This is a genomic window from Fructilactobacillus sp. X1R3C1, assembly GCF_059901545.1.
In genome coordinates this window covers 130,189-152,070 of sequence record NZ_JBWXUT010000004.1, presented here as the reverse complement: position 1 = coordinate 152,070, position 21,882 = coordinate 130,189, and the positions used below count along the sequence as shown (strand labels likewise).

Here is a 21,882-nt window from a genome sequence, read left to right as displayed (position 1 = left end):
AATTCCTAAATAAATTAAAAGTAGGAAAATAATGAAAAAGACAAAAATTAATTTCATTAAACTAGATGCCGGCTTCTTCGTTGGACTCGGTTTAAGTCTGATTGGAACAATAGTTTCTTTATTTATTCCCCTATTAATTGGTAAGGCTATCAACATTAAATCGTTACTCAGTCAAAAAAATAATACGTGGACAATTATTGGAATTTTGGCCTTGCTAATTTTTAGTGCCATTTTTACAGCAATTAGTGGATATTTGCTTAGTCGTTCAGGAGCCAAACAAATTGCAAATATTCGCACTCGTATTCAAGATCATCTTCTTTATTTACCAACTACCTATTTTGATAACCAATTAAGTGGAAAACTTTCTAGTAGAGTTATTAATGATGCCTCAATAATTCAAAACTTTACTACTGAAATAATCCCCTCTTCAATTAGTGGAATAATTACTGTGGTGGGAACATTTGCAATTTTATTTTCACTTGATTGGAAACTATCTTTACTTATCTTAATTGCATTTCCACTAGACGCGATGGTTACCATCCCAATTGGAATAATTGATGAGAAGGTTTCAATTAAATCTCAAGAGAAACTAGCTCAAATGAATGAAACCAGTTCTGAAAGTCTTAGAAACATTCGAGCGGTTAAATTAAATAACGCAGAACATAGTATCCAAAATAAATTCAAAAAAGACGTAAATGCTCTTTATCATTTATCACTAAAAATGAATGCAATTTTTGCTATAACAGGTCCAATTCAAACCATGTTTGGACTTTTATTGATTATTATAATCATTTGGTACGGTGGTGTTCGGGTATCAGCTGGAACTCTTTCCATTGGAACCCTAGTCGCTTTTCTAATGTATCTATTCCAAGTAATTGGACCAATTAATGTCATAGCTGATTTCTATGCAAGCTACAAGCAAGCAAAGGGAGCAACAAAACAAATTACTAGAATCTTACAGTTAAGTCCAGAAAATAACTATAAAAATCCTGTTATTAAAAACACTTCAAAAAATTCAGTTATTAAATTAAAAAATGTATCTTTTTCTTATGAAAATCACCTAGTACTAAGTAATGTTTCAATGGATTTTACTCCTGGTGATAAAATTGCAATCGTTGGTCCCTCAGGCGCTGGGAAAACCACTATTATCAATTTATTAACAAGACTTTATCCAATCCAATATGGAAAACTCTTGTTTGATGACAATGACGCTTCTAATTTTTCTATTTCGCAATGGCGTTCGCTTTTTGGAGTAGTAACTCAAGATAACACTATTTTTTCTTGAACATTTTATGATAACTTAGTTCTTGGTTTAGTAAATATCCCAAGCAAATCAGAAATATCAACAGCAATTAAAATTGCTGATTTAGAAAATTGTGTATCATCATTACCAGATGGAATAAAAACAATCATTGGTGAACAAGGACTTAAATTATCTGGAGGACAAAGACAACGATTACAAATTGCTAGAGCATATTTAAAACATCCTAAATTCCTAATTCTTGATGAAGCAACTTCTAGTCTGGACTCTGATTCTGAACAATTAGTAACACATGAAATTGATAAGATGATGACCGGCAAAACAATTATTGCCATTGCACACAGACTTTCAACCATTATAAATGCCGATAAAATATACTTTCTAGACCGTCACAAAATATTAGGCTTTGGAAACCACGAAGAATTAATGAATCGAGTTCCAGAATATCATCGCTTCGTAAATGAACAATTCATTGATAAAAACTAAAAAAGCATCAAATCATTACATAATGATTTGATGCTTTTTTAGTTTGTTATTTAATTACGCTTTTCTCATTAACTTACTACCGACATAGTAGATAATGGCAATCACAATCATGGAAATGAAGGTGGCACCAACCGTTGCTTTAATAATTGGCAACATGTTTAACGCAATGTACAATACCACCCCGATGGCGATACATAACATCGCAAACCAGTTAATTCCATTTTTGTACCAATACTTTCCGGCGGGAGTTTCTAAGGCTTTTAAATCGTATTTCCCATCTGACAAGCCAAAGTAATCAACCACCAAGATGGCAATGATTGGACCAAGAAACATCCCAGTATAGTTCAGAAATGCGGTAAAGGCATCAAGGAAACTACCGTTAATCAAAGGAACCAGTGTCAAAATCATGGACAAGATGGTAACGATGAACAGTGATTTATTCAAACTAATCTTAGGAATCAAGTTATTTAGGGCGGAGCCACCAGACTGAATGTTGACGGCGTTGGCAGTCATACTGGTCAAAACAATGACAACCATCGCAATAACTCCTAGTCCCAATTTATTAGCAACCGTACTAGGATCGGAGTTATTAGGATTGAAGACCCCGGACGTCAAGGCAACACTTAGCGTCGTGCACAGACCGATGATGACAAAACTGACCATCCCAAGAATGGCACCGACATATGGAGCCTGGGTGGCAATGCGTTTACTGGAAGTGAACCGAGTAAAGTCAGCTCCACCAACTACCCAACCAAGGGCAGCTGCGGCAATCGTATCGAGGGCGACCCCAAACGGCATCCGGGCTTTCATTGGAACTTGATACTTGGCAATCTGTGAAAACGAAACGTCACGAAAAACCACGATGACTTCGATAATCACAAAAATAATTACCAAAATCACTCCAATTCGTTCGATAATTTGAACGGATTTGGGACCAGCGATGATACTAAGTAAGTGCAGAATGCTCATGATGATAATTCCAACAATAATCCCAAAGTAGCCGCCGGGTTGACCAAACAACGCCCAGCCAAACATACTGTGGAACAGATACGCAAGGGAAGTAGCGGCGATAAACGTGTTAACGGCCGTCCACCCCATAAAAAGCGTCAGATTAATGACTGATGGCACGACACTTCCCCGAATTCCAAAGGGAGCTCTGGACAAGATCGTGGTCGATGCCCCCGTTTGATATCCCATGTAGCCCACCATGCTCAAAAACGCGAAGGCAATTGCCGAAGCAATGACGGCGGAACTAATTCCGCCAAAGAAACCAGCGGCGGCAATCACGCCACCAATGAACCAGGTTCCGTTGTTAGCGTTCGCTCCGAACCACGTGGCAAACATATCCCAATAATTCATGTCTCGTTCGGAAATTGGGATTGACTCAAATGCATATTTCTTATTTCGCTCCATTTTATCCTCCAATTATTAACGACTGGTTTGGTTTACTGTCTGATGGTCGTATTTGCAACTTATTTCAAGTATACCACTGAAAGAATCCTTCACAACGAATAATTCGAACGCCTCCTCAATTACTAAAATTCTGAATTACATTAGGCAAATCATTAAGTTACCACAAATTCTATCATTCGTTTTTCTTTGAATCAATTAAGTTGGTTAGCTAATATTGTTCGTTTTCTATGAAAATAAAAACGCCAATCATTTTTGACTGACGTTCTTATTATTTACTTCTTAGCTCTAACCCGCTGCAAAGTATTATTTGATAGCAGGTATAAATATTCGTCTTTAACCAGTTTGCCCAAGATATCTGATAAAGCAATCCCATAGATATTTACCTGACCACGATACTGGTCAATGATCTTCTTGACACTTTCATCCGGCTTCTTCGGATTAACGAAATCGGTCTTGTAATCAAACAGAACGGGTCCATCGTCTAAATCAAGATAACCATCAATAATTCCGTGGACCAACAACTTTTGTTTTGAATCGTTTTCAAATTCAGAGAAGATTTGGTCGGCTGAAACCAGCAGTGAAAACGGAACTTCCCGATGAAGTTGATCGGGATGAGCCTTAATTAGTTTGCCTAGGTCACTTTGATAAAACTCGACAACCGAATCAACGTTGACCTTTTTGGCAACCTCCGGCGTAATTAACTTATCATTAATCAGCTGCGCCAAGAGTTCTGAAACCGTCTCGTGATTAACTGGTTCTTTGACGTTAATCTTCTGCAAAATCAAATGCGTTGCCGTTCCAATCTCCATCGAGTTGGGTTGTCCGACTGATTGCATGAACTGCGGCTGCATAAACGTTGAGTTATTGTATCGCGTTCGCCTTAAAATCATGTTACGACTTTCGGCGACACTTCCCAGCTGAATGTTGTCCGGATCATCAAACAATCGTTTGATTTCCGAAACGGACTGATAGGCAGTGGTGGTAGTAGCTGCTTTGTATGGATATTTGAACCCCATAATCTGCTTAATTTGTGATTGATCAATTTGATCAGCTGGAAATTCCTGTTCCTCTGTGGCCGACTTTGTTTCGGTCGTCCCAGGTTGCTTCAAATCCTTTGCCGTCACAAATTCGACCTTAAAGTTCGTCGGATCCTTCGCCAAAACGTGGGTGGCGTCAACTTTTCCACGGTCCTGATAGTAGTTTGGGTGACGAGCAAGGGCCGCCCCAATCCAGTCCATAAAGTTATTCGCACTACTTCTCGTGGACTGATTTAAGACCAGGTCTGAACTCTGATAAGCGCGTTCCCACTTCTTGGTCTCATCTTCAACCGACTTCTTATTCTTAACAATCCCAGTGATGTAGAGTTGTTGCTCAGCCCGGGTCAGTGCAACGTACAACTGCCGCATCTCTTCGGCTAGCATACTGTTGTACTCTAGATCATTAATGGCCACGTACTGTAGACTAGGCAACAGTTCATGCTTTTTTTGATCTAAGTATTTAACCCCAATTCCCAATTTATTATTGAAAATGTAGTTTCCCCGGCTGTCAGAGTTATTGAACTGTTTGGTAGCGTCCATCAAAAAGACCACCGGAAATTCCAGCCCTTTACTACCGTGAATCGTCATGACGTGGACCGAGTCGGTCTCAACTTCTGCAGGGGCCTCCGCTAAATCGTCGTCCTTGTCCTGCAGTCGTTTGACAAACTGCACGAAGGCAAACAAGCCCTTAAAACTACTCTTTTCGTATTCAGCGGCCCGTTCGTACAAAGCGTGCAGGTTAGCCTGGCGCTTCTTTCCAGCTGGCATCCCACCAACGTAGTCCAAGAAACCCGTCACACTGTAAATGTGCCAGATCAAGTCCGAAAGCTCATGCTTTGTCGCAAAGTCCTTAAAATCATTCAGTTGGTCCAAGAACAACTGCACTTTTTTGGAAACCAAGTTCCCGAATTCGGTTGGTTCCTGTGTCGGATAGTTGTGGTAGAAATCAAGAAGCGACGTGAAATAGTCACCAGTCTTATGGTTAATTCGCAGATAAGCCATCTCATTTTCATCCATTCCCACGATTGGCGAACGCAGGACAGCCGCGAGCGGAATATCTTGATAAGGATTATCAATAATCTGTAAGAGTGACATCATAATCTGAACTTCAGTGGTTTTAAAGTAGCTCTCGCCACCATCAATTGAAAGTGGGATCTGTTTTTGGGCAAATTCCTTGGAAATATCTAAATTGTTCTTACGGGTTGGTTCCAAGATGGCAATATCACCGTAACGAATGTCACGCATCTCGTGCGTGGCCTTGTCGTAGATCTGTATCTTCTTTTTCATTAAGTCCTGGATTTGATCGGCGACCATTTTAACCTGACCTTCAGAACTACTGTCTGGTTCAAGGGTCAGATCGTCGTCATCATGGTCTGAATCATCAACGTACATCATAACGTTGGCGTTTGATTTGACGGCATCACCGTAGTAAGTGGCCCCGTACTTCAACTTGGCGTTGCCGGTATAGTTCATCTCACCAAGACCCCGGTCCATGATTTGAGAAAAGACTAAGTTGGTAAAGTCATCGACGTTTTTGGCCGAACGGAAATTATCGGCCAAAACGACCGCCGTATCCGGATTATCGGATTCTTGATAATCGTCTAGTTTTTCCAGAAACATCCCGGGATCGGCCAACCGGAAACGATAAATCGACTGCTTGACGTCTCCTACCATAAACATGTTCTCATGTTTCGGATTCTTCATGGCGTTTAAAATGGCGTCTTGAAGACGATTATTATCCTGATACTCATCAACCATGATTTCATTAAAGTAGTTCTGAAACTGATGTTGAATTTCAGGACTATCCTTGCCCTTTCCCGTCAAAATATTTAACGCAAAGTGCTCAATATCAATAAATTCGTAAGCGTGCTTTTGTTTTTTGACCTCAGCATAGCGCGTCGAAAACGTCTTAACGACGTCCACTAACTTGTTAACAATGGTTTCAGAATGATGAATCACATCCAAATTGTCAGCTTGTTTGGCAAAAAAGTACCGGTTGGTAAGGTTCTTTTTGATCGTATCATCAGCATTTTTACGCAGTTCCATGGCTTGTTTCTTGAATTCTTTTTGAGAATCATCCACCTTTTTCCGAGACATGGTTCCCAGTTTAAAATCATGAAATACATCATAGAGGGCATCCCAGTCCGCCGTTTTCAACCGATCGTAAATCTGATTCAACTTTTTAATGTCGGATTCAACCAAATCGGCCCGATCAGACATGGCACCGTTTAAAAATTCCTGACGGGACTGTTCAAGTAAACTAAGAGCCTGCTTCATTTTGTTTTGAAGTTCTGGGAGGAGGTACTTCTGGTAAAACGCACTCCGAGTTATACTACCGTCCATCTGGTACAAACCTGAAAGCTTATCTAACCACGCCACTGGATCTCGATCAACGTTTGCGAAATCATAAAGTCCCAGAACCACGTCGGTTAAACCGTCGTCACCCCGATCACTTGAAAAATTGCGGGTTAATCTGGCAAATGACCCATCCTCATCGTCTCCGTACAGGTCTTCGCGCACGTCTTCCCAAACGGTATCCCGGAGCATCTCCAGCTCCGTTCGGTCGGCCAAAATCCGAAAGTTGGGATCTAGGTCAATGGCGTAGTAGTACTTCTGGACCAACCACTGACAAAAAGCATCCATCGTTGAAATGTGGGCCACTGACAACTTCCGAATTTGTTTGACTAAGTTTCGTTTTTGCGCATTGTCACTGGTCTGATTAATTTGATTCTGGAGACCCTTTTTAATGCGGTCCTGCATCTCCTTAGCAGCGGCCTTCGTGAACGTCACAATCAATAGATGATCGACGTCAACGCCGTGTTCGACCTTATTTAGGACTCGTTGAACCAACACCCGGGTCTTTCCCGAGCCAGCCGAGGCCGACACTAGCGCATTTCCCGGAAACTTTTCCGTAATGGCTTTTTCTTGTGCGGAAGTATAATTCATACTATTGTTCGCCATTATCACGTGCCTCCTTTCTTAAGAAGTCAATCACGTCCTTGTTATTGCCCATGTCCTTCACAATGCGATAATTATTTTCAGTTAACAATGGATCAAACTGCATTACCGGTTTATAGGGAGAATAAATAATCTTGGATTGGTCTTTATACTGAGACGGTTCCAACTTAATGTTTCCGGCAAAAATCTGCTTACCGGCATTCTTAATCCGATCCTCAGTCCGCTTCAGTAAGAGGTCCAAGTCACGCGGTTCAACAATACTGGTCTTGACCGCATTACTGTATAAATCACCCTTGCTGGTAAACTGATAGGGATAAATATTACCAGCATCGTCAACGTTATTGACCATGTCTTTTAACATACCGTCGTTATTAACCAAGAGGCCCGTGTACTTATGAGCCTTCATCAATGCCGCTTCCAGCTGCTTCGGATCATCAAAATTCTTGACATCCTGCGGCTTCAAAATTGGATCAAAGATGTGCATATAAAGTGCTCCCGCTAACTTCACCTTGTCAGTAGTAGACAGCTTGTCCTGATTTCGTAGCACCGCATCAAGGTAAGTCATCATCTGCATCCGCGTTCCGTCATAGGCTTCCGACAAATCAATCTTCTTTTCACCAGATTTATAGTCAATCACTCCGAGATACTCGGTCCCATCAATGAACATCTGGTCAATCCGGTCAATTCGACCCCGCACGTTCACCGAGTGTTGACTGCCTAAATCAAAGTTCAGACCGTCAATGCCATTCGGTTTTCCGGGTTCACCAAAGATGACCTCGGTGTTTTTCGGCCGCATCTTGGTGTAGTGGGACTGGTCTCTAAGCGCCGTCGCCATCTGGATCACGGTTTGAACTAACTGCCTAGCAATGTACTCCATCCGGTTGGAACTCTTCAGGATTTCGTACTGCAGGTTCGGGTCGTTTTCAATAATGGTATCAGTGATTTCAGTTACCATGTTTTTAATCTGTTCGTTGGTTAATTTAGTAATGTCAATGTGTTCGGCATTAATCTTCTTGACCAGCTCATCAAGGGACTCGTGGTAGAACGTTCCAGTACTGCTGGGGTCAAGATTAAACTCGTCTCGTTCTCTTAGTCGCAGTCCATACTTCAAAAAGTATTCGTACGGATCATAGTAGAATTCTTCTAGCTTAGAAATGGAGGTATTAATCGTGTTCCCGTACAGACCCGTCACAATTTGTGGCTTCAAAGAAGCTGGCACGTTCTCATACGTCAGACTGCCAAGTAACTTCTGCGTGATGGTCCGCATCGTTGGGTCATTTTCAAGGTTCGCTTTAATCTGATTCCAAGCCGGACTCAATTTTTTGCCACTAACCTTAGCGTCAAGTGCGGCTTTGACCAAAAACTTCAGGGTGGCACGCTTGGAACCAATGAACTGCCGAACATCATTAGAATCCGATGCTGGCATCCCACTTACATGTCGCTCTTTTAGGTTAAAGTGATCCCTAATCCTGGCAACGTACGGTGAGATGGACTGAGTCACGTCTTCCTTTCCGCCACCCAAGTTGTACGAAAAGACCAATTTATCAGATGGGGTCATGAAGGCTAAATAATTTAAATAGGGTTCGTTGACCATCTGAGTCTCACTGTTGTCATTTAAATACTGGTCATCAGTAAAGTGATCATTCATCTGGTCACGATCGGCGTCGTTAAAAAGACTATTGTTTTCAATCGTGGCTGGCATGCTATTGTCGTCAGCTCCCATCACAAAGGTCACTTTTTTATCGTTCAATTGGACTAGTCCGGTTTCAGAGATTGTGACCTGATCCAAGGTTGATGGAATCTGGGAATATGACGCTCCCTCAAAACCAGCCTTTAAGAGGTCCAGGAAGGTGTCCATCTCAAAGGGATGATCACCCAAAAAAGTAACAAAGTCGTCCAGTAAACCGCACAGTGTGTTCCAAACTTGTTCCGACTGACCAGCTTCCTGTAGGTCACCACGTTCAGTGGCATGATCCTGCCAGTGTTTTAGTTCATTAATTACACCATTTTTATCCAAAAATTGGTAGAGAATATTGGCAGCATCTTTCCCCGTTTTGGCCTTCGCCATTTTCTTATAAAATGGTGGTAACGTTTCTTTTACAAAGTGGCGAATGACGTTGATGTCAGTGGAGATTTCCTTATTTCGATTTGACACAATCCCCGTATCATTATCAGAAACGGTGGCGTACTCCCAGTCTTCGTCCTGAGTCCAGCGTTTCCCCTCGTAGCCATTCTTTAGGACTAAATTTTCACACAACGAAAGACAGCGGCGGTAACGGTCAATGTTCATCGGCTTTCCGTCTTGATCCCTTGGCAGTAACAATTCTGACTTTAGTAATCGCATCACATCGTCGTAGCGGTAATTCCGTTTCCGATCGGTACGATAGATGGAAAACAACGCGTCAATTAGTTCCACTAAGGGATGATTGTCCATGTGTTTCTGAATGTCTACGAAATATGGAATTTGTTGCATCTGAAAAATGGGATCAATGACGTTTTGATACTTGTCCAAATGTCTGGTAACCACCATGAAATCGGAGTAACGAAAGCGTCCCGTGGCAACCATCTGACGAATCATGGTCGCAATGTTCATCAACTCGTCATAATTGGAATCAGCCCGAAAAAGTTCGAGGTCCGAGTTGCCATTTGTGTTCGGCGAAATTGGTGTCTCGACCTGGCTACTTGAAATCCAGTAGTCCTCTAGTTCCTTAATGCCATCACTACAACGACAGTCGCCCGCGTACTGATCGGTCATGATTTTGACACCACTTGCCTTAGCGTACTGGTACAACTGATTGTACAGTCTTCCCGAACGCAAAAAGAAGACCGAGTTATCGGGCATTTCATTTGGATACGAACGGTCCAAGTTGAGGTCAATCGTGATGTCTTTGGCCTTATCAATCAACGTTTTGACGATGTCTAGTTCCGAAGCAGAAAATTGCGAGAAACCACTGATGTAAAAATGCATCTGGGACAGGTCGGTGTTTAGTAGGTACTGGTTTAACATTGTCAAAGTCTGTGAACTATAGACGTATTTTCCGTCCGTTTTTTTCAAGAATTCGCGATAAATCACGCTAATGTCTTTCAGTTTTCCCTGTAATTCGGGATTAATCGTTCCAGGATCAAGATCAGCAATCTTATCCAACGTATCGGGGTCAATCTTGCCCTGCTGCAGTTCGTTAATCTGATCAGCCACCTGCGAAATAAATCCTGGTTGGGCTCCCTCGCCCTTAAATACGGATAATTGTTCCTGTTGATTTTCAATAATCTGGAAAATTATCATGTTGATGGCATCTTTTGAAAGCCGAGGTAGTTGGTACTCCTTACTGTTGCCGAGAAAATACCACATCAATCGTGAAAAGGAAAAGACCTGGACCCGTGTCTCGGCAAACGTGCTCTGCTGCTTATGATTCAATTGTTTCAGCGTCCCTAGTTCGGACTCAAACTTGATGTGATTCGGTACCAAATAAAAATAAGCATCATTTGGATGTTGCTGCATGGACTGATCAAGATCGCCGACCACTTTTTTAAAATGATCGTTACTGGCTTTGCCTAAAACAAATTGTAGTGCCATTATGCTTTCCTTTCTGAACGCTCCTCAATGAGTGCTTGTGACTGATTGATAAATTTTTCGTTCACGATTGCGTCAATTACAAAATGTGCAACCGTTTCATGGGAAACGTCTCCAACTGGAACGGACTTTCCTTCTTCAATCGTATGACCATCGTTGTGTTTGGTATTAACTACGTTAACCAAGCGAAAAACAGTGTAGGGGATTTCCGATTCATCAATTACTTTTACGGCGTACTGCTGCTGCTTTAAAAATTCGGAAACATCGTCAACCCCGGGATAATACAGCTTTCCGTCAACTTCTTTGTCAATACCTGCTACCGAAAGAAAAATAACTCGTTCTAGTTGAAGGCGGTGCGAATAAATCACGGAAAACAACGCTTCCATGTCCAAATCGACGTCCATCGGTCCCAGAAAAGAAACCACGATATCAACATCCTTTAAGTGTCCCTGATACGTCCGTTCCTTAGTAAAATCGCCCGCGGTAATCTCAAAAACCTGAAATTTATTACTTCTATTAAAATAGTTAAAGACCATTTGTTCGGCCGGAGTATTTCCTAATAATAAAATCTTCTTCATCTCTAAAACTCCATTCATACTCTAATTCTAACAAACATGTCAACGGACGTTAATGCACGATTTTTGCCCTGTAATTAGGATCGTTCGTGATTTGACACATTTTAACTTTGTGTTATCCTATTATCGTAATTCGTTTTTGAAAAACCGAATATTAATTTGATAGGAGTTGTGGAAATGGCTAATCGAATTGCCTCGTTTTTTCACTTTCAGGAATTAGGGACTAACTTTACGCGTGAAACGGTTGCGGGAGTTACGACTTTTGTTTCCATGGTGTACATTTTATTCGTAAACCCGAACGTTTTGGGTGCTGCAGGGATGGATAAGGGTGCCGTTTTTACCGCAACGGCCCTCGCCTCTGCCTTTGGTTGTTTCCTAATGGGAATCATCGCAAACTATCCGTTTGCATTATCCGCCAGTCTGGGGCTTAACGCCTTCTTTGCGTACTCCGTATGTATTGGGATGAAGATTCCATGGCAGACCGCACTAGCCGGCGTGTTTGTCGCTTCGATTCTTTTTGTCATCTTGACCTTGCTCAAGTTGCGAGAAAAAATCATCGATTCGATCCCATCTGACTTAAAGTCAGCCATTGCGGGTGGGATTGGCCTGTTCATTGCCTTTTTAGGGTTAAACAATGGTGGGCTTGTGGTTGCCAACAAGTCCACGCTGGTTGGCCTCGGTTCGTTCAGTAACCCACTCACTTTACTGACGGTAGCCGGTTTAGTCATCACTTTGTTCTTGATGGCCGCTAACGTCCCAGCCTCAATCTTCATTGGGATGGTTGCTTCAGCCATAATTGGAGTCCTTTTCGGATTAATCAAAATGCCCACTGGAATCGTCTCGGCAGTTCCAAGCATTAAATCCACTTTTCTAGTAGGATTATTCAACGTTGACAAAATCAACACGCCGCAGTTAATCGTTGTCGTGCTGACGTTCCTTTTGGTAACCTTCTTTGATACCGCCGGAACGTTAGTTGGATTAGCCGAACAGGCTGGTTACATGAAAAACAATAAAATTCCACGAATCGGCCGTGCTTTAGGTGCCGACTCCGTTACCATGCTGGTTGGTTCACTTCTTGGAACTTCGCCAATGGGTGCCTACGTCGAATCTTCAGCTGGCATCGCAGTTGGTGGTCGTTCTGGTTTTACCGTCATTGTGACCGGAATTCTGTTCTTGTTAGCAATGTTCTTCTCGCCACTATTGACCGTTATTACTAGTCAGGTGACCGCTCCCGCACTGATTATCGTTGGAATCTTGATGGCCAAGTCACTTGGAAACATTCACTGGAACAAGTTTGAAGTGGCAGCCCCAGCCTTTCTGATCGCAATTGGAATGCCACTAACGTACAGTATCTCTGACGGAATTGCACTTGGTTTCATCGCCTATCCGATTACCATGATTGCCGCTAAACGCGGCAAGGAAGTCGGTTGGATGATGTATTCGTTAGCAATTATCTTCCTAGTCTTCTTGTGGATACTAAACATTAAATAACAAAAAGTCCCAAAATGAATTTGAAAGTTCATTTTGGGGCTTTTTTAAGAAATGGTAATACTAAGTTTTTTACCTAACGCCGTCGCAATTTTTGAAAGCGTCTTTACACTAACGTTATCACCCTTTTCAACGCGGTTAACGGTTGACTGAGGAATTCTAGCCTTTTTAGCAAGTTCTCTTTGAGAATATCCCGCATCTTTCCGTGCTTTCATAACTGAAACAGCACCTTCTAATTTGCCTTCTTCTTTTTGAACCCCACTCTTAAAGCCGGGTTCTTTTTTATCTCTATCTAAGACATACTTTTCTAACTTATTCATTATATTCTCCCCTTATCAAGTATATATTTATTTTTTGTTCTTTTCCCACTTGCAAGATTTTTGTATCTTTTTCGTAAATATATAGGTAAATAATTTTTTCAAAACAATTAAGCCAATTTCATTGTAACCGCTTCCGAATGGATTATACTCAAGGTGAGATCTGAGTTAGCTAACTGATTCTCATAGTTATTTGGTCACTAAAGTTTAATTCAAGTTTATTTATAATAAGGGAGAGTTATTATGGCATACAAGACTGTAAATCCATTTAACAACGAAACAATTAAGACTTATCCAAACGCTACCGACGCAGAATTAGAGCAGGTGCTTAAAACTGACGAGGCTCTTTATCAAAGTACTAAAAAACAAGACATCAAAGAACGAGCTAAAATCCTTCACAACGTTGCTAAAGCTTTGCGTGACAACAAGGACGATCTAGCTAAAACCGCCACCATTGAAATGGGAAAGTTATTCCGCGAATCCCAAGGTGAAGTTGAGCTTTGCGCAATTATTGCGGATTGGTTCGCCGATCATAGTGAAGAATTACTTCAACCAAAGGCCATTTCATCAATTGTAACTGGTGAGGCCGAGGTTCACTACCATGCCCTTGGAACACTTGTAATGGTTGAACCTTGGAACTTCCCTTATTACCAGATCATGCGAGTCTTCGCTCCCAACTTTATGGTCGGAAACCCAATGATTTTAAAGGATGCTTCAAACATCCCAGACTCAGCTCAATCATTTGCGGACGTGATCAGAAAGGCTGGGGCACCAAAGGGCGCTTTAACCAATATGTTCCTATCATACGACCAGGTCACAAAAGCCATCGAAGACAAACGGGTTCAAGGAGTAGCACTAACTGGCTCCGAACGAGGTGGATCTTCAGTCGCTGAGGCTGCTGGTAAGAACCTCAAGAAAAACTCAATGGAACTGGGTGGAATGGATCCATTCCTGATTCTAGATGACGCTGATTTAGACAAAGCGGAAGACATTGCTTGGCGGGTTCGTCTCTATAACGACGGTCAGGTCTGCTGCTCTGACAAACGTTTCATCGTCATGGACAACGTCTACGACAAGTTTGTTGAGAAATTAAAGGAAGACTTCAGTAAGGTTAAAATGGGCGATCCAATGGACCCATCCACAACGCTTGCTCCAATGAATTCCAAGAAGGCTAAGGACAAACTTCAATCCCAAGTTGATGCCACCATTAAAGCCGGCGCTAAGGTAGTCTATGGCAATGAACCAGTTGATCTCCCAGGTCAATTCTTCATGCCAACCATTCTTACCGACATCGACAAGTCTAACCCTGGTTACACCACTGAATTCTTTGGTCCAGTTGCTTCGGTCTACAAGGCCCACAGTGAACAAGAAGCCATTGATCTTGCAAACGACAACCCTTATGGACTAGGTGGAATCGTCTTCTCTGGCGATCCCCAACACGGCGCCAAGGTTGCCGACCAGATTGAAACCGGGATGGTCTTTGTTAACAACTTCCTCGCTTCCCTTCCAGCATTGCCATTCGGTGGTGTAAAAGGTTCTGGTTATGGTAGAGAAATGAGTGACATTGGACAAATGGCATTCGTCAATCAACAATTGATCGTTACCGCTCAAGAACCAGATATGCATAACCTGGCAGGTGCACTGGTTGCCACTGACCCAGAAAAATAAATCAAACTAAGAATGAACTTAAATAATTCATCCTTTTTAATAAAGAAGAGCCTAGATTAAATGATCTAGGCTCTTCTTTATTTTTAAATTTGAACGTTAGAGAATTGGGGCTAACAAGCGGCTAAAATGTTGCTTGAAGTTTAACCACCATGACTCTGATTCAAACATCTTTGTTGTTTGAAGGGTACTATTCTTCAAGTCCTCTTCAAAAATTGCTCCCATTTGTTTTCCAAATGCTTCATCATAGGTAAACGAATTAATCTCGAAGTTTAGTTTAAAACTACGATAATCCATGTTAGCGGACCCAACTGAGACAATTTTATCATCAACTACCACCGTTTTAGCGTGCATAAAGCCGTTATTGTAGTAGTAGACTTTGACCCCCAGTTTGGTTAACTGCCGTGCATAGTACTGGGTGGCACGGTATACGAACGGATGATCTGGCATGTCTGGCACGATGATTTGGACGTCAACGCCCGACATGGACGCAATCTTCAGGGCGTCTAAGACCGATGGGTCAGGGATTAAATATGGCGTAGTAATCTGGACCTTGTGTTTGGCCATTTCAATCATCTTAATGTAGCCAATCTTAATCTGTTCCATACTGGTATCAGGACCGCTGGAAACAATCTGCATCACCGCTTCGCCGTCGGTATGAATGATTGGATAGTACTTCTTGATCATTTCTGGGTTGTTGGGATTAATTTGGAGTTTCCCATCAGTGGCGTTCCAATCCAAAATAAACTGGGACTGGAGTCCATAAATGGCGTTTCCGTGAATTCGAATTGAACAGTCCTGCCAATTCCCAAACTTCTTACTCCAACCCATGTACTGGTCGCCGATGTTAAAGCCACCGACGTAAGCATGCTCACCATCAATCACTAAAATCTTGTGGTGATCTCGAAAGTTAACCCGAAAATCAAAGAAATTAGAATGGGTGTGTAGAAAGGGGTAAGCATGGCCACCCGCTTCAAACAGCGGTTTAAAGAATTTCTGCGTGGTCCCCATCGAACCCCATGAGTCATAGATGACCCGGACGTCAACGCCCTCTTTGGCCTTCTCAACCAATGCCGCTAAGACCTTTTTACCAATTTTATCAGCATAAAAAGTATAGAATTCAAGGTTAATGGAACTTTTCGCGTTCTTAATGTCAGAAAACATCTGATCCATCAACTTGTCGCCATTAGTGAAAACGTCGATTTTGTTGTTGTCATAGAGTGGGGACGTATCAGAATTCATAAACATGCGAACCATGTTAGCCGACTCCCACGCAATCTGTTTCGATGGTGTGTCAGCATCTTTCGGCTTTTTAAGCATTGCTTTTTCTTCACTAAGTTCATGTCTCACGTGTTTTTTCACGCTACCCTTTAACCGGAAGAACTTACTCTTAGGTAGTTTTCTCCCAAAGAAAGCGTAGATAATGAAACCTAGTAATGGTAGAAATACCAGTACTAAAAGCCATGCCCACGTTGCGGCGATGTCTCGTGGTTGCCTGAACACGGTAATAATCGCAAAAATCGCATTACCGATGACGATAATGTGCCAAATTAACATCCAATCAATTGCCATTGTAGATCCTCCTAGGTTTTATACGTCTATAATACATAATTTTAAAAGACTTTGCTTACTTTTTTGCTAACGATGGATTAAAATAATATGTACTTCGCATGAAATAGCAGGTGATGAAAATGAATTCTTACTTTGTCCTCGGACTACATGGTGTACACAGTTTTTCGATTCTTCATCGATTAGTCAACGCCCTGATTGCCAATCCGCAGGTCGCAACCGTGGTCTTTGCCGCCATAGTAATCGCGATCTTAGTTTATCAATTGTTTTTGAAAAAATAAAAGTGTTTCATAGTTGGCGATTAGTAAACATCGTTCACAACTACGGAACACTTTTTATTATTTGTTCATTTATATCGATAATGATGATTAATTGTACTCTGAACACGTTGATTAATGATTAACAAGAATGCCAAACTGGAGAAAAGCAGTATTAGCATCGGAAAGTAATCGATGGGGAGACTAATTAGTACCAAAGATAACGATCCAAATATCATAAATTCAACGACGTACAATCCAATTTTTAAAAACCACTTCATCTTACTCTCCCACCTATTCTACTGCTTGTTTAATAATTATTGATACAAATTATACAAGCAATATAAATCGGTGTCTACCGCTTAGTAGCGGTGTTTTGGAATTTTAACCCGCTGTTAAATGGATTGTAATAGTGTATAATGTCACAAACACTTTTTTCATGCCAAAACAACGAATGTAAATCTAAAAAAAGAGGTAACCTACTGTGAAACGAACTTACGTTAAAACCAAAAGTGGAACATTTACGTGTTTTTACCAATAACATTTTGTGATCAATAACTGTCCTAGCCATGCATCCCAATAACGATTCATTAAAGTATGAAGCCATTGTACTGGCAGCTGTATATCAATGCGACTGCTTTTTTATAATTATATATTATCATATGGAATAAAATAATCCATAAAAAACACCCTCCACATCGGAAGGGTGTTAAATCAATTTTTATTGTAATGAGTCCCATGGATCCAACTTGATTGGGGCCTTCTTCAAGACCTCTTTTTGGGTGTGCTTTAAATAACTCTTCTTAACAACCACTTCGTAAACGAAATCCTGCATCCATTCATCGGTCATCGCGAAGTAGCCGTCGTCTCCCACCTTCTTGCCCCAACTGTTTTCAACTTTCCATTTCGTTGGAACGTCGTTGATTAAATCAACACCGGTCAACGTCATGGCGTGGGAAACTTCAGCTTCGTGGTACTTGAGGCGTTCAGCCTTAGTCATGGTCATGTTTACATCAAATAAGGCAGATTGACGGTAGAGTTTGCTATCCAAGTAACCCTTTTGTCGGTTCATTTGATGCAAGACGTCATTTCCAAACCAAACGGTCTCGCCATCTTTAAGTTGCTTAATGGCGGCTTCCTTTAGTTCGTCCATTGGGGCGTTTAAGAACTCAATTGGCATGCCACCCTCAACGTTGTTCTGACTTGGAAGGGAATACATCTCATCCATTTTCTTGTCAGGTGAGTTGGTTAAAACGACATAATCGTTTAAGTCAACGCCGATGTACTTGTCGTAAAACTGTTTGGGAGTCAAACCCTGATCCAAATGATATTTCTTATCGTCATCACGATATTCAAGGTCAAAAGTCTTTGGTGGAACACCAAACGAATAGGCGGTCATTCGGTAGACCTCTGTCATCATCTTCTGTTTCATTTGGTTGATATCGTCGTCTGAGGCATCAGAATTAACCAAGTCTCTGAGGACCATCCCGTCGTGACGTAACTTTCTGTCCATCACTTCATCGTAATCAGTGGTGTCATCGGTGACGGCCGTTTCTGGAAAAGCCTCTTTGGGCATAACGCCGTACTTTTGGACCAGTGCCGCAGCCATGGCCCATTGGCCACCGTCTTCACCCGGCATGCTCAAGTAAAAGTCAACGTCCCGGTCACTCGTTTTACGATCGGCCAGTGCAATCATCCGGTCGTAAAACATGTTAGCCCGTTCAATCTTGTCCCAGAAGAACAGGTAGTTTTGGGATAACTCAAAGTCTTTCTTGTTGTACTTGACCGCAAACTTATGTCTCAAGGTGTTTAACAATGAAAATAGCCAACAGCGGCCACTGTGTTTCTGATTAGAAACCGTTCCCGTATCAATGTCAATTGAAAAGGTGCGGTTTAAGCGGACTGCGGTCTTAGGATCTTCAGAAGCTTTATCAATCCCGTTGGTCATGATGGCCCGTGAGATCACTTCATTTTTTGGTTGCACTTCCAGATCGGCCTGCATTTGATCAACGTCATCTGGTGTAATTGGGTGGTTAAATTCTGTCATTATTTTTGTCCTTTCTTTCGATTAATTAGTTAATTGTAATTCTAAGTCTCAACTAATCGTTTTACAAGCGAAGGGACTAAAAATTAGGATTCGTCATCCGCATCAGTTCGGGACCTCGGTTTACCAGTAGCATGCCCTTCCCGTTTTCAAACGACAGTCCCTCAAACTCGCGGTGACCGTCGGTAATAATCGTCCGGATGTCGCTGGTCTTGAGGTGGCCTAACTTATTGACCGGAATTCGCATGACCCCACCATTAGAAACGAGGTAAAGGTTATTATTCTGACCGTTATATGCCAGTGACTGGGGTACAATGCCAGGAGCGTGTCGGATTAACTGCGGAATTAGTTTGAACTTAGCTCCCCGTTCGTTAATCTGACCGCGATAAATCTTGACGGCTCCCCTTGGAGCGATGCCGTGATGAGTAATGCTGTAAAAATACGCCCGACCAGTTTTATCAAAGGCGAGGACCATTCCCATTGGAACCTTACCAGGAATGGTCGACTGAACCCGTGCTCTGACTTTTTGTTCTGGCTTTAAGGTGTCCATGTTCAGACGTTGGACAACCGGCTTAAACCCATTCTGGTTGATAAACCACATCTGTTTATTCTTAGGGTTATAGGCCATCGACTGCCCGTGTCCCGTGTGAAAGACGGGCCCAACCTTGATGGCGGCCAATTCGGTCTTACTATGACGAAACTTCCCCATGTAGCCTGGCAAGTCAAATCCCAGTTCGTTTAGCTTTTTTAAATCATAGCGCACCACGAACCCGGTGTTGGAGCCACCGTAGAAGGTGTACATAACGTACGCATACTGTCCGTGTAGCACCACACTCTGTGGATTACGCATCAGCCGGTGATTGCGGTCGTTCAAACGCGCGTGTCTACTGGTATAAGTAGGTAAAAAGTATTGGGTAACAAAGTCAGAATGACCGTCACCCCGAATCGTATGTAAAGTGTTCGGATAGTTCTCATCGGGTTTATAGGCCGATTCGTATGGATAATAGCCCCGTGAGTAATCCTTGTTGTCAACTACCTGATAGGCGTGTGCTTGTTTTGATGATTGGGTCTCATTTTGATTTGATTTCATAAATTCTAAAAGGTAAAAAATGACGACCAATCCAACAAAAAGCAGACACATCACAAATAAAAGCTTCTTCATCAATCCCTTCATATAATCCCCCAAATAATCCCCCAAAAATTAATTTAAATAAAAAGCTCATCATAAATATGATGAGCTTTTATTGATTTAATATCCTAATTCATTAATATTATACCGCTTTTGCTTGGTGGTACTCCATGGGAAGGTCTTGACAACCCCAACGACCTTCTTCTTTGGAACAAAGCCCCAGTAACGGCTATCGTTTGAGACGCTCCGGTGATCACCTAGAACGAAGTACTCACCTTTAGGTACTTTAACGGCACCCTTATTTTTAGGCCAGTTCTTGGATAAACTAGTTAGATCCCAGTCACCAGGCATCCGGTTGTAGTAAGTTCCCTGTTGCTGCTGACTCTTACTGATGTAATCCTGGTTAACCTTCTTGTTGTTAACGTAGATACTGCCACCCTTAAAGGCAACGGTGTCACCAGGAAGTCCAATCACCCGCTTAACGTAGTCGGTGTTCGGGGCAGCAGTGGGATCCTCCCCTGCCGCATTAAATACAACGACACTTCGATGCTTAATCTTCGCCTGTCTGAAGACCATGATTCGTTCTCCATTTTCAAGGTTCGGCTGCATCGACGGTCCATCAACCTTGGCCAGCGTAAATAGATATTGTCTGATTATTAAGGCTAGGATCAGTCCAATCACAATCGGAATCACCCAACTCATGACGCTCTTAAAAAATTTCATTTCAGATTCTCCTCAATCATTATGTATAATTTTATTCTATCACTAATGATTTGTCAGGGATGAAATCCATCCCGAAAATTTCCTTTATATATTTAGTAAGTATACCTTATAATAGCAATTAGTGCGTCATTGATCGCAAATTTTTTACTAGGGATGAAAAAATGGAAACAAAGAAAAGTCATGTCATTTGGTTAGCGGTCCTCCTTGGGATCGTGAGCGCAACTGGTCCACTCTCAATGGACCTATACATGCCGGCGCTTCCACAGATGATGGCAACGTTTCACACCAACGCCTCCATGATGCAACTAAGTATCACTGCTTGTCTGATTGGCCTGGCGGTTGGACAAGTCATCATCGGCCCCTTAAGTGACCATTATGGTAGAAAACCACTACTAATCATCGGTTTTATCCTATTTAGTGTCTCATCTGCAATGATCGCGTTCATTCCCAATATCTATGCCTTAATCACTTTAAGACTCATTCAAGGAATCGCTGGAGCAACCGGTCAGGTCATTTCTAGAGCCGTCGCTCGTGACATGTTTTCAGGAAAAATCCTGACCCGTTTTTATTCACTATTGACCGCTGTTAACGGCATCTTCCCCATTATTGCTCCCATCTTTGGTGGTTTAATCATCAAAATTACCGACTGGCAGGGAATCTTCCTCATCTTAGGGGTGATCGGAATCGTCATCGTTTTCATGTGCCTCTTTGGCATCCCCGAAACTTTGACGCCCGAAAACCGCAGCACCGGTTCCCTTTTTCAATCCGAAGTGCAGATGTTTTACCTACTAAAGGATCCAAAGTTTCTCCGCCTGGTGCTCGCAACCGGACTGGTTTACGGGTCGCTATTTAGCTACATCTCTTCCTCTTCCTTTGTCTTTCAGAGTCAGTTCCACATGTCAGTCACCGAATTTAGCTTCTTATACGCCATAAACGGAATTGCCATTGGGATTGGTAGTGCGTTGCCGGGTCGTTTGGTAATGAAAACCGACTCCATCACCCTATTAAAATGGTTCATTAAAGCTACCGTCATTACTAGTTTTATCCTCATCCTCAGTGCCATCTGGTTTAAAAACCTGTTAGTGGTTATTATCCTAGTCTTCATCATTCTCATCTTTATCGGTGCCATGCTGACGTTATCCACGACCGTCGCCATGAACGCTGCCAGTAAGAACGCCGGCAGTGCCTCAGCTCTTGTGGGTCTAACGCAAAACGCCATGGGTGGAATTGTTTCACCACTCGTTGGTATCATGGGTGAAAATACGTATTTGCCAATGGGACTCATCATTTTAATTGCCATGATTCTGTTTAACTTATTGTTGGTCAGACCAAAAACTGTGAGAAAATAAAGCAAAATCATTAATTTTTTCTGCAGGTTTTCTGCATGTT

Annotated in this window: 15 protein-coding genes and 1 pseudogene; 6 read left to right on the top strand and 10 right to left on the bottom strand. The window is 42.1% G+C overall.

Features of this window, described 5'->3' with window-relative positions:
- Positions 1 to 31 precede the first annotated feature (31 nt).
- A pseudogene (locus AC6UD8_RS05630) lies at positions 32 to 1,507 on the top strand (ABC transporter ATP-binding protein); the annotation flags it as partial.
- A gap of 63 nt (positions 1,508 to 1,570) precedes the next feature.
- Positions 1,571 to 1,747 carry a hypothetical protein gene (locus AC6UD8_RS05625; protein ID WP_500723585.1) on the top strand — a complete coding sequence of 59 codons (177 nt, stop codon included), beginning with the start codon at positions 1,571 to 1,573 and terminating at the stop codon, positions 1,745 to 1,747.
- 54 nt (positions 1,748 to 1,801) lie between these two features.
- Here AC6UD8_RS05625 and AC6UD8_RS05620 read toward each other — a convergent pair whose 3' ends face one another.
- From AC6UD8_RS05620 to AC6UD8_RS05605, 4 genes are all read right to left on the bottom strand, one after another.
- Complete coding sequence (locus tag AC6UD8_RS05620) at positions 1,802 to 3,160, bottom strand: cytosine permease (RefSeq protein ID WP_500694263.1); 1,359 nt, start codon at positions 3,158 to 3,160, stop codon at positions 1,802 to 1,804.
- Between the two features lie 272 nt (positions 3,161 to 3,432).
- Entirely contained in the window at positions 3,433 to 7,158 is a 3,726-nt protein-coding gene (gene addA / locus AC6UD8_RS05615) for a helicase-exonuclease AddAB subunit AddA (RefSeq protein ID WP_500699752.1), read from the bottom strand.
- On the bottom strand, positions 7,145 to 10,729 hold the full coding sequence (locus tag AC6UD8_RS05610) for a PD-(D/E)XK nuclease family protein (protein ID WP_500699751.1): 3,585 nt from the start codon (positions 10,727 to 10,729) through the stop codon (positions 7,145 to 7,147). Before AC6UD8_RS05610 ends, addA begins: the two co-directional genes overlap by 14 nt.
- A complete protein-coding gene (locus tag AC6UD8_RS05605) occupies positions 10,729 to 11,304 on the bottom strand; it encodes an NAD(P)H-binding protein (RefSeq protein WP_500699750.1) in 576 nt (191 codons plus the stop codon). Before AC6UD8_RS05605 ends, AC6UD8_RS05610 begins: the two co-directional genes overlap by 1 nt.
- 174 nt (positions 11,305 to 11,478) lie before the next feature.
- On the opposite strand from AC6UD8_RS05605, the gene AC6UD8_RS05600 reads away from it, so the two are divergent.
- A complete protein-coding gene (locus tag AC6UD8_RS05600) occupies positions 11,479 to 12,792 on the top strand; it encodes an NCS2 family permease (RefSeq protein ID WP_500699749.1) in 1,314 nt (437 codons plus the stop codon).
- A 44-nt stretch (positions 12,793 to 12,836) separates the two neighbouring features.
- Here the strand turns inward: AC6UD8_RS05600 and AC6UD8_RS05595 are convergent, their stop codons facing one another.
- A complete protein-coding gene (locus AC6UD8_RS05595; RefSeq protein WP_500699748.1) occupies positions 12,837 to 13,109 on the bottom strand; it encodes a helix-turn-helix domain-containing protein in 273 nt (90 codons plus the stop codon).
- Between the two features lie 240 nt (positions 13,110 to 13,349).
- Between AC6UD8_RS05595 and AC6UD8_RS05590 the strand changes: the two genes are divergently transcribed.
- A complete protein-coding gene (locus tag AC6UD8_RS05590; RefSeq protein WP_500699747.1) occupies positions 13,350 to 14,774 on the top strand; it encodes an NAD-dependent succinate-semialdehyde dehydrogenase in 1,425 nt (474 codons plus the stop codon).
- Between the two features lie 96 nt (positions 14,775 to 14,870).
- Here AC6UD8_RS05590 and cls read toward each other — a convergent pair whose 3' ends face one another.
- Positions 14,871 to 16,343, bottom strand: coding sequence for a cardiolipin synthase (cls, locus tag AC6UD8_RS05585; protein ID WP_500695893.1), 1,473 nt, complete (start codon positions 16,341 to 16,343; stop codon positions 14,871 to 14,873).
- A 113-nt stretch (positions 16,344 to 16,456) separates the two neighbouring features.
- Here cls and AC6UD8_RS05580 point away from each other — a divergent pair, with 113 nt between their 5' ends.
- Positions 16,457 to 16,621 carry a hypothetical protein gene (locus AC6UD8_RS05580; RefSeq protein WP_500695894.1) on the top strand — a complete coding sequence of 55 codons (165 nt, stop codon included), beginning with the start codon at positions 16,457 to 16,459 and terminating at the stop codon, positions 16,619 to 16,621.
- Between the two features lie 65 nt (positions 16,622 to 16,686).
- On the opposite strand, the gene AC6UD8_RS05575 is transcribed toward AC6UD8_RS05580, so the two are convergent.
- From AC6UD8_RS05575 to lepB, 4 genes are all read right to left on the bottom strand, one after another.
- The gene (locus AC6UD8_RS05575) at positions 16,687 to 16,878 is read right to left on the bottom strand and encodes a hypothetical protein (protein ID WP_500694254.1); all 192 of its coding nucleotides are present in this window, start codon (positions 16,876 to 16,878) and stop codon (positions 16,687 to 16,689) included.
- A gap of 440 nt (positions 16,879 to 17,318) precedes the next feature.
- The gene (locus AC6UD8_RS05570) at positions 17,319 to 18,644 is read right to left on the bottom strand and encodes a C1 family peptidase (protein ID WP_500699746.1); all 1,326 of its coding nucleotides are present in this window, start codon (positions 18,642 to 18,644) and stop codon (positions 17,319 to 17,321) included.
- Between the two features lie 76 nt (positions 18,645 to 18,720).
- Entirely contained in the window at positions 18,721 to 19,815 is a 1,095-nt protein-coding gene (locus tag AC6UD8_RS05565) for a hypothetical protein (RefSeq protein ID WP_500699745.1), read from the bottom strand.
- A gap of 75 nt (positions 19,816 to 19,890) precedes the next feature.
- On the bottom strand, positions 19,891 to 20,493 hold the full coding sequence (gene lepB / locus AC6UD8_RS05560) for a signal peptidase I (protein ID WP_500699744.1): 603 nt from the start codon (positions 20,491 to 20,493) through the stop codon (positions 19,891 to 19,893).
- A 161-nt stretch (positions 20,494 to 20,654) separates the two neighbouring features.
- On the opposite strand from lepB, the gene AC6UD8_RS05555 reads away from it, so the two are divergent.
- Positions 20,655 to 21,842, top strand: coding sequence for a multidrug effflux MFS transporter (locus AC6UD8_RS05555; protein WP_500699743.1), 1,188 nt, complete (start codon positions 20,655 to 20,657; stop codon positions 21,840 to 21,842).
- Positions 21,843 to 21,882: the final 40 nt, after the last annotated feature.

Coding starts and splice junctions, on each gene's coding strand:
- AC6UD8_RS05625 (WP_500723585.1), top strand. CDS start 1,571: ATGACCGGCAAAACAATTATTGCCATTGCACACAGACTTTCAACCATT.
- addA (WP_500699752.1), bottom strand. CDS start 7,158: ATGGCGAACAATAGTATGAATTATACTTCCGCACAAGAAAAAGCCATT.
- AC6UD8_RS05565 (WP_500699745.1), bottom strand. CDS start 19,815: ATGAAGGGATTGATGAAGAAGCTTTTATTTGTGATGTGTCTGCTTTTT.
- AC6UD8_RS05605 (WP_500699750.1), bottom strand. CDS start 11,304: ATGAAGAAGATTTTATTATTAGGAAATACTCCGGCCGAACAAATGGTC.
- AC6UD8_RS05570 (WP_500699746.1), bottom strand. CDS start 18,644: ATGACAGAATTTAACCACCCAATTACACCAGATGACGTTGATCAAATG.
- AC6UD8_RS05580 (WP_500695894.1), top strand. CDS start 16,457: ATGAAAATGAATTCTTACTTTGTCCTCGGACTACATGGTGTACACAGT.
- AC6UD8_RS05590 (WP_500699747.1), top strand. CDS start 13,350: ATGGCATACAAGACTGTAAATCCATTTAACAACGAAACAATTAAGACT.
- AC6UD8_RS05600 (WP_500699749.1), top strand. CDS start 11,479: ATGGCTAATCGAATTGCCTCGTTTTTTCACTTTCAGGAATTAGGGACT.
- cls (WP_500695893.1), bottom strand. CDS start 16,343: ATGGCAATTGATTGGATGTTAATTTGGCACATTATCGTCATCGGTAAT.
- AC6UD8_RS05575 (WP_500694254.1), bottom strand. CDS start 16,878: ATGAAGTGGTTTTTAAAAATTGGATTGTACGTCGTTGAATTTATGATA.
- AC6UD8_RS05620 (WP_500694263.1), bottom strand. CDS start 3,160: ATGGAGCGAAATAAGAAATATGCATTTGAGTCAATCCCAATTTCCGAA.
- AC6UD8_RS05610 (WP_500699751.1), bottom strand. CDS start 10,729: ATGGCACTACAATTTGTTTTAGGCAAAGCCAGTAACGATCATTTTAAA.
- lepB (WP_500699744.1), bottom strand. CDS start 20,493: ATGAAATTTTTTAAGAGCGTCATGAGTTGGGTGATTCCGATTGTGATT.
- AC6UD8_RS05555 (WP_500699743.1), top strand. CDS start 20,655: ATGGAAACAAAGAAAAGTCATGTCATTTGGTTAGCGGTCCTCCTTGGG.
- AC6UD8_RS05595 (WP_500699748.1), bottom strand. CDS start 13,109: ATGAATAAGTTAGAAAAGTATGTCTTAGATAGAGATAAAAAAGAACCC.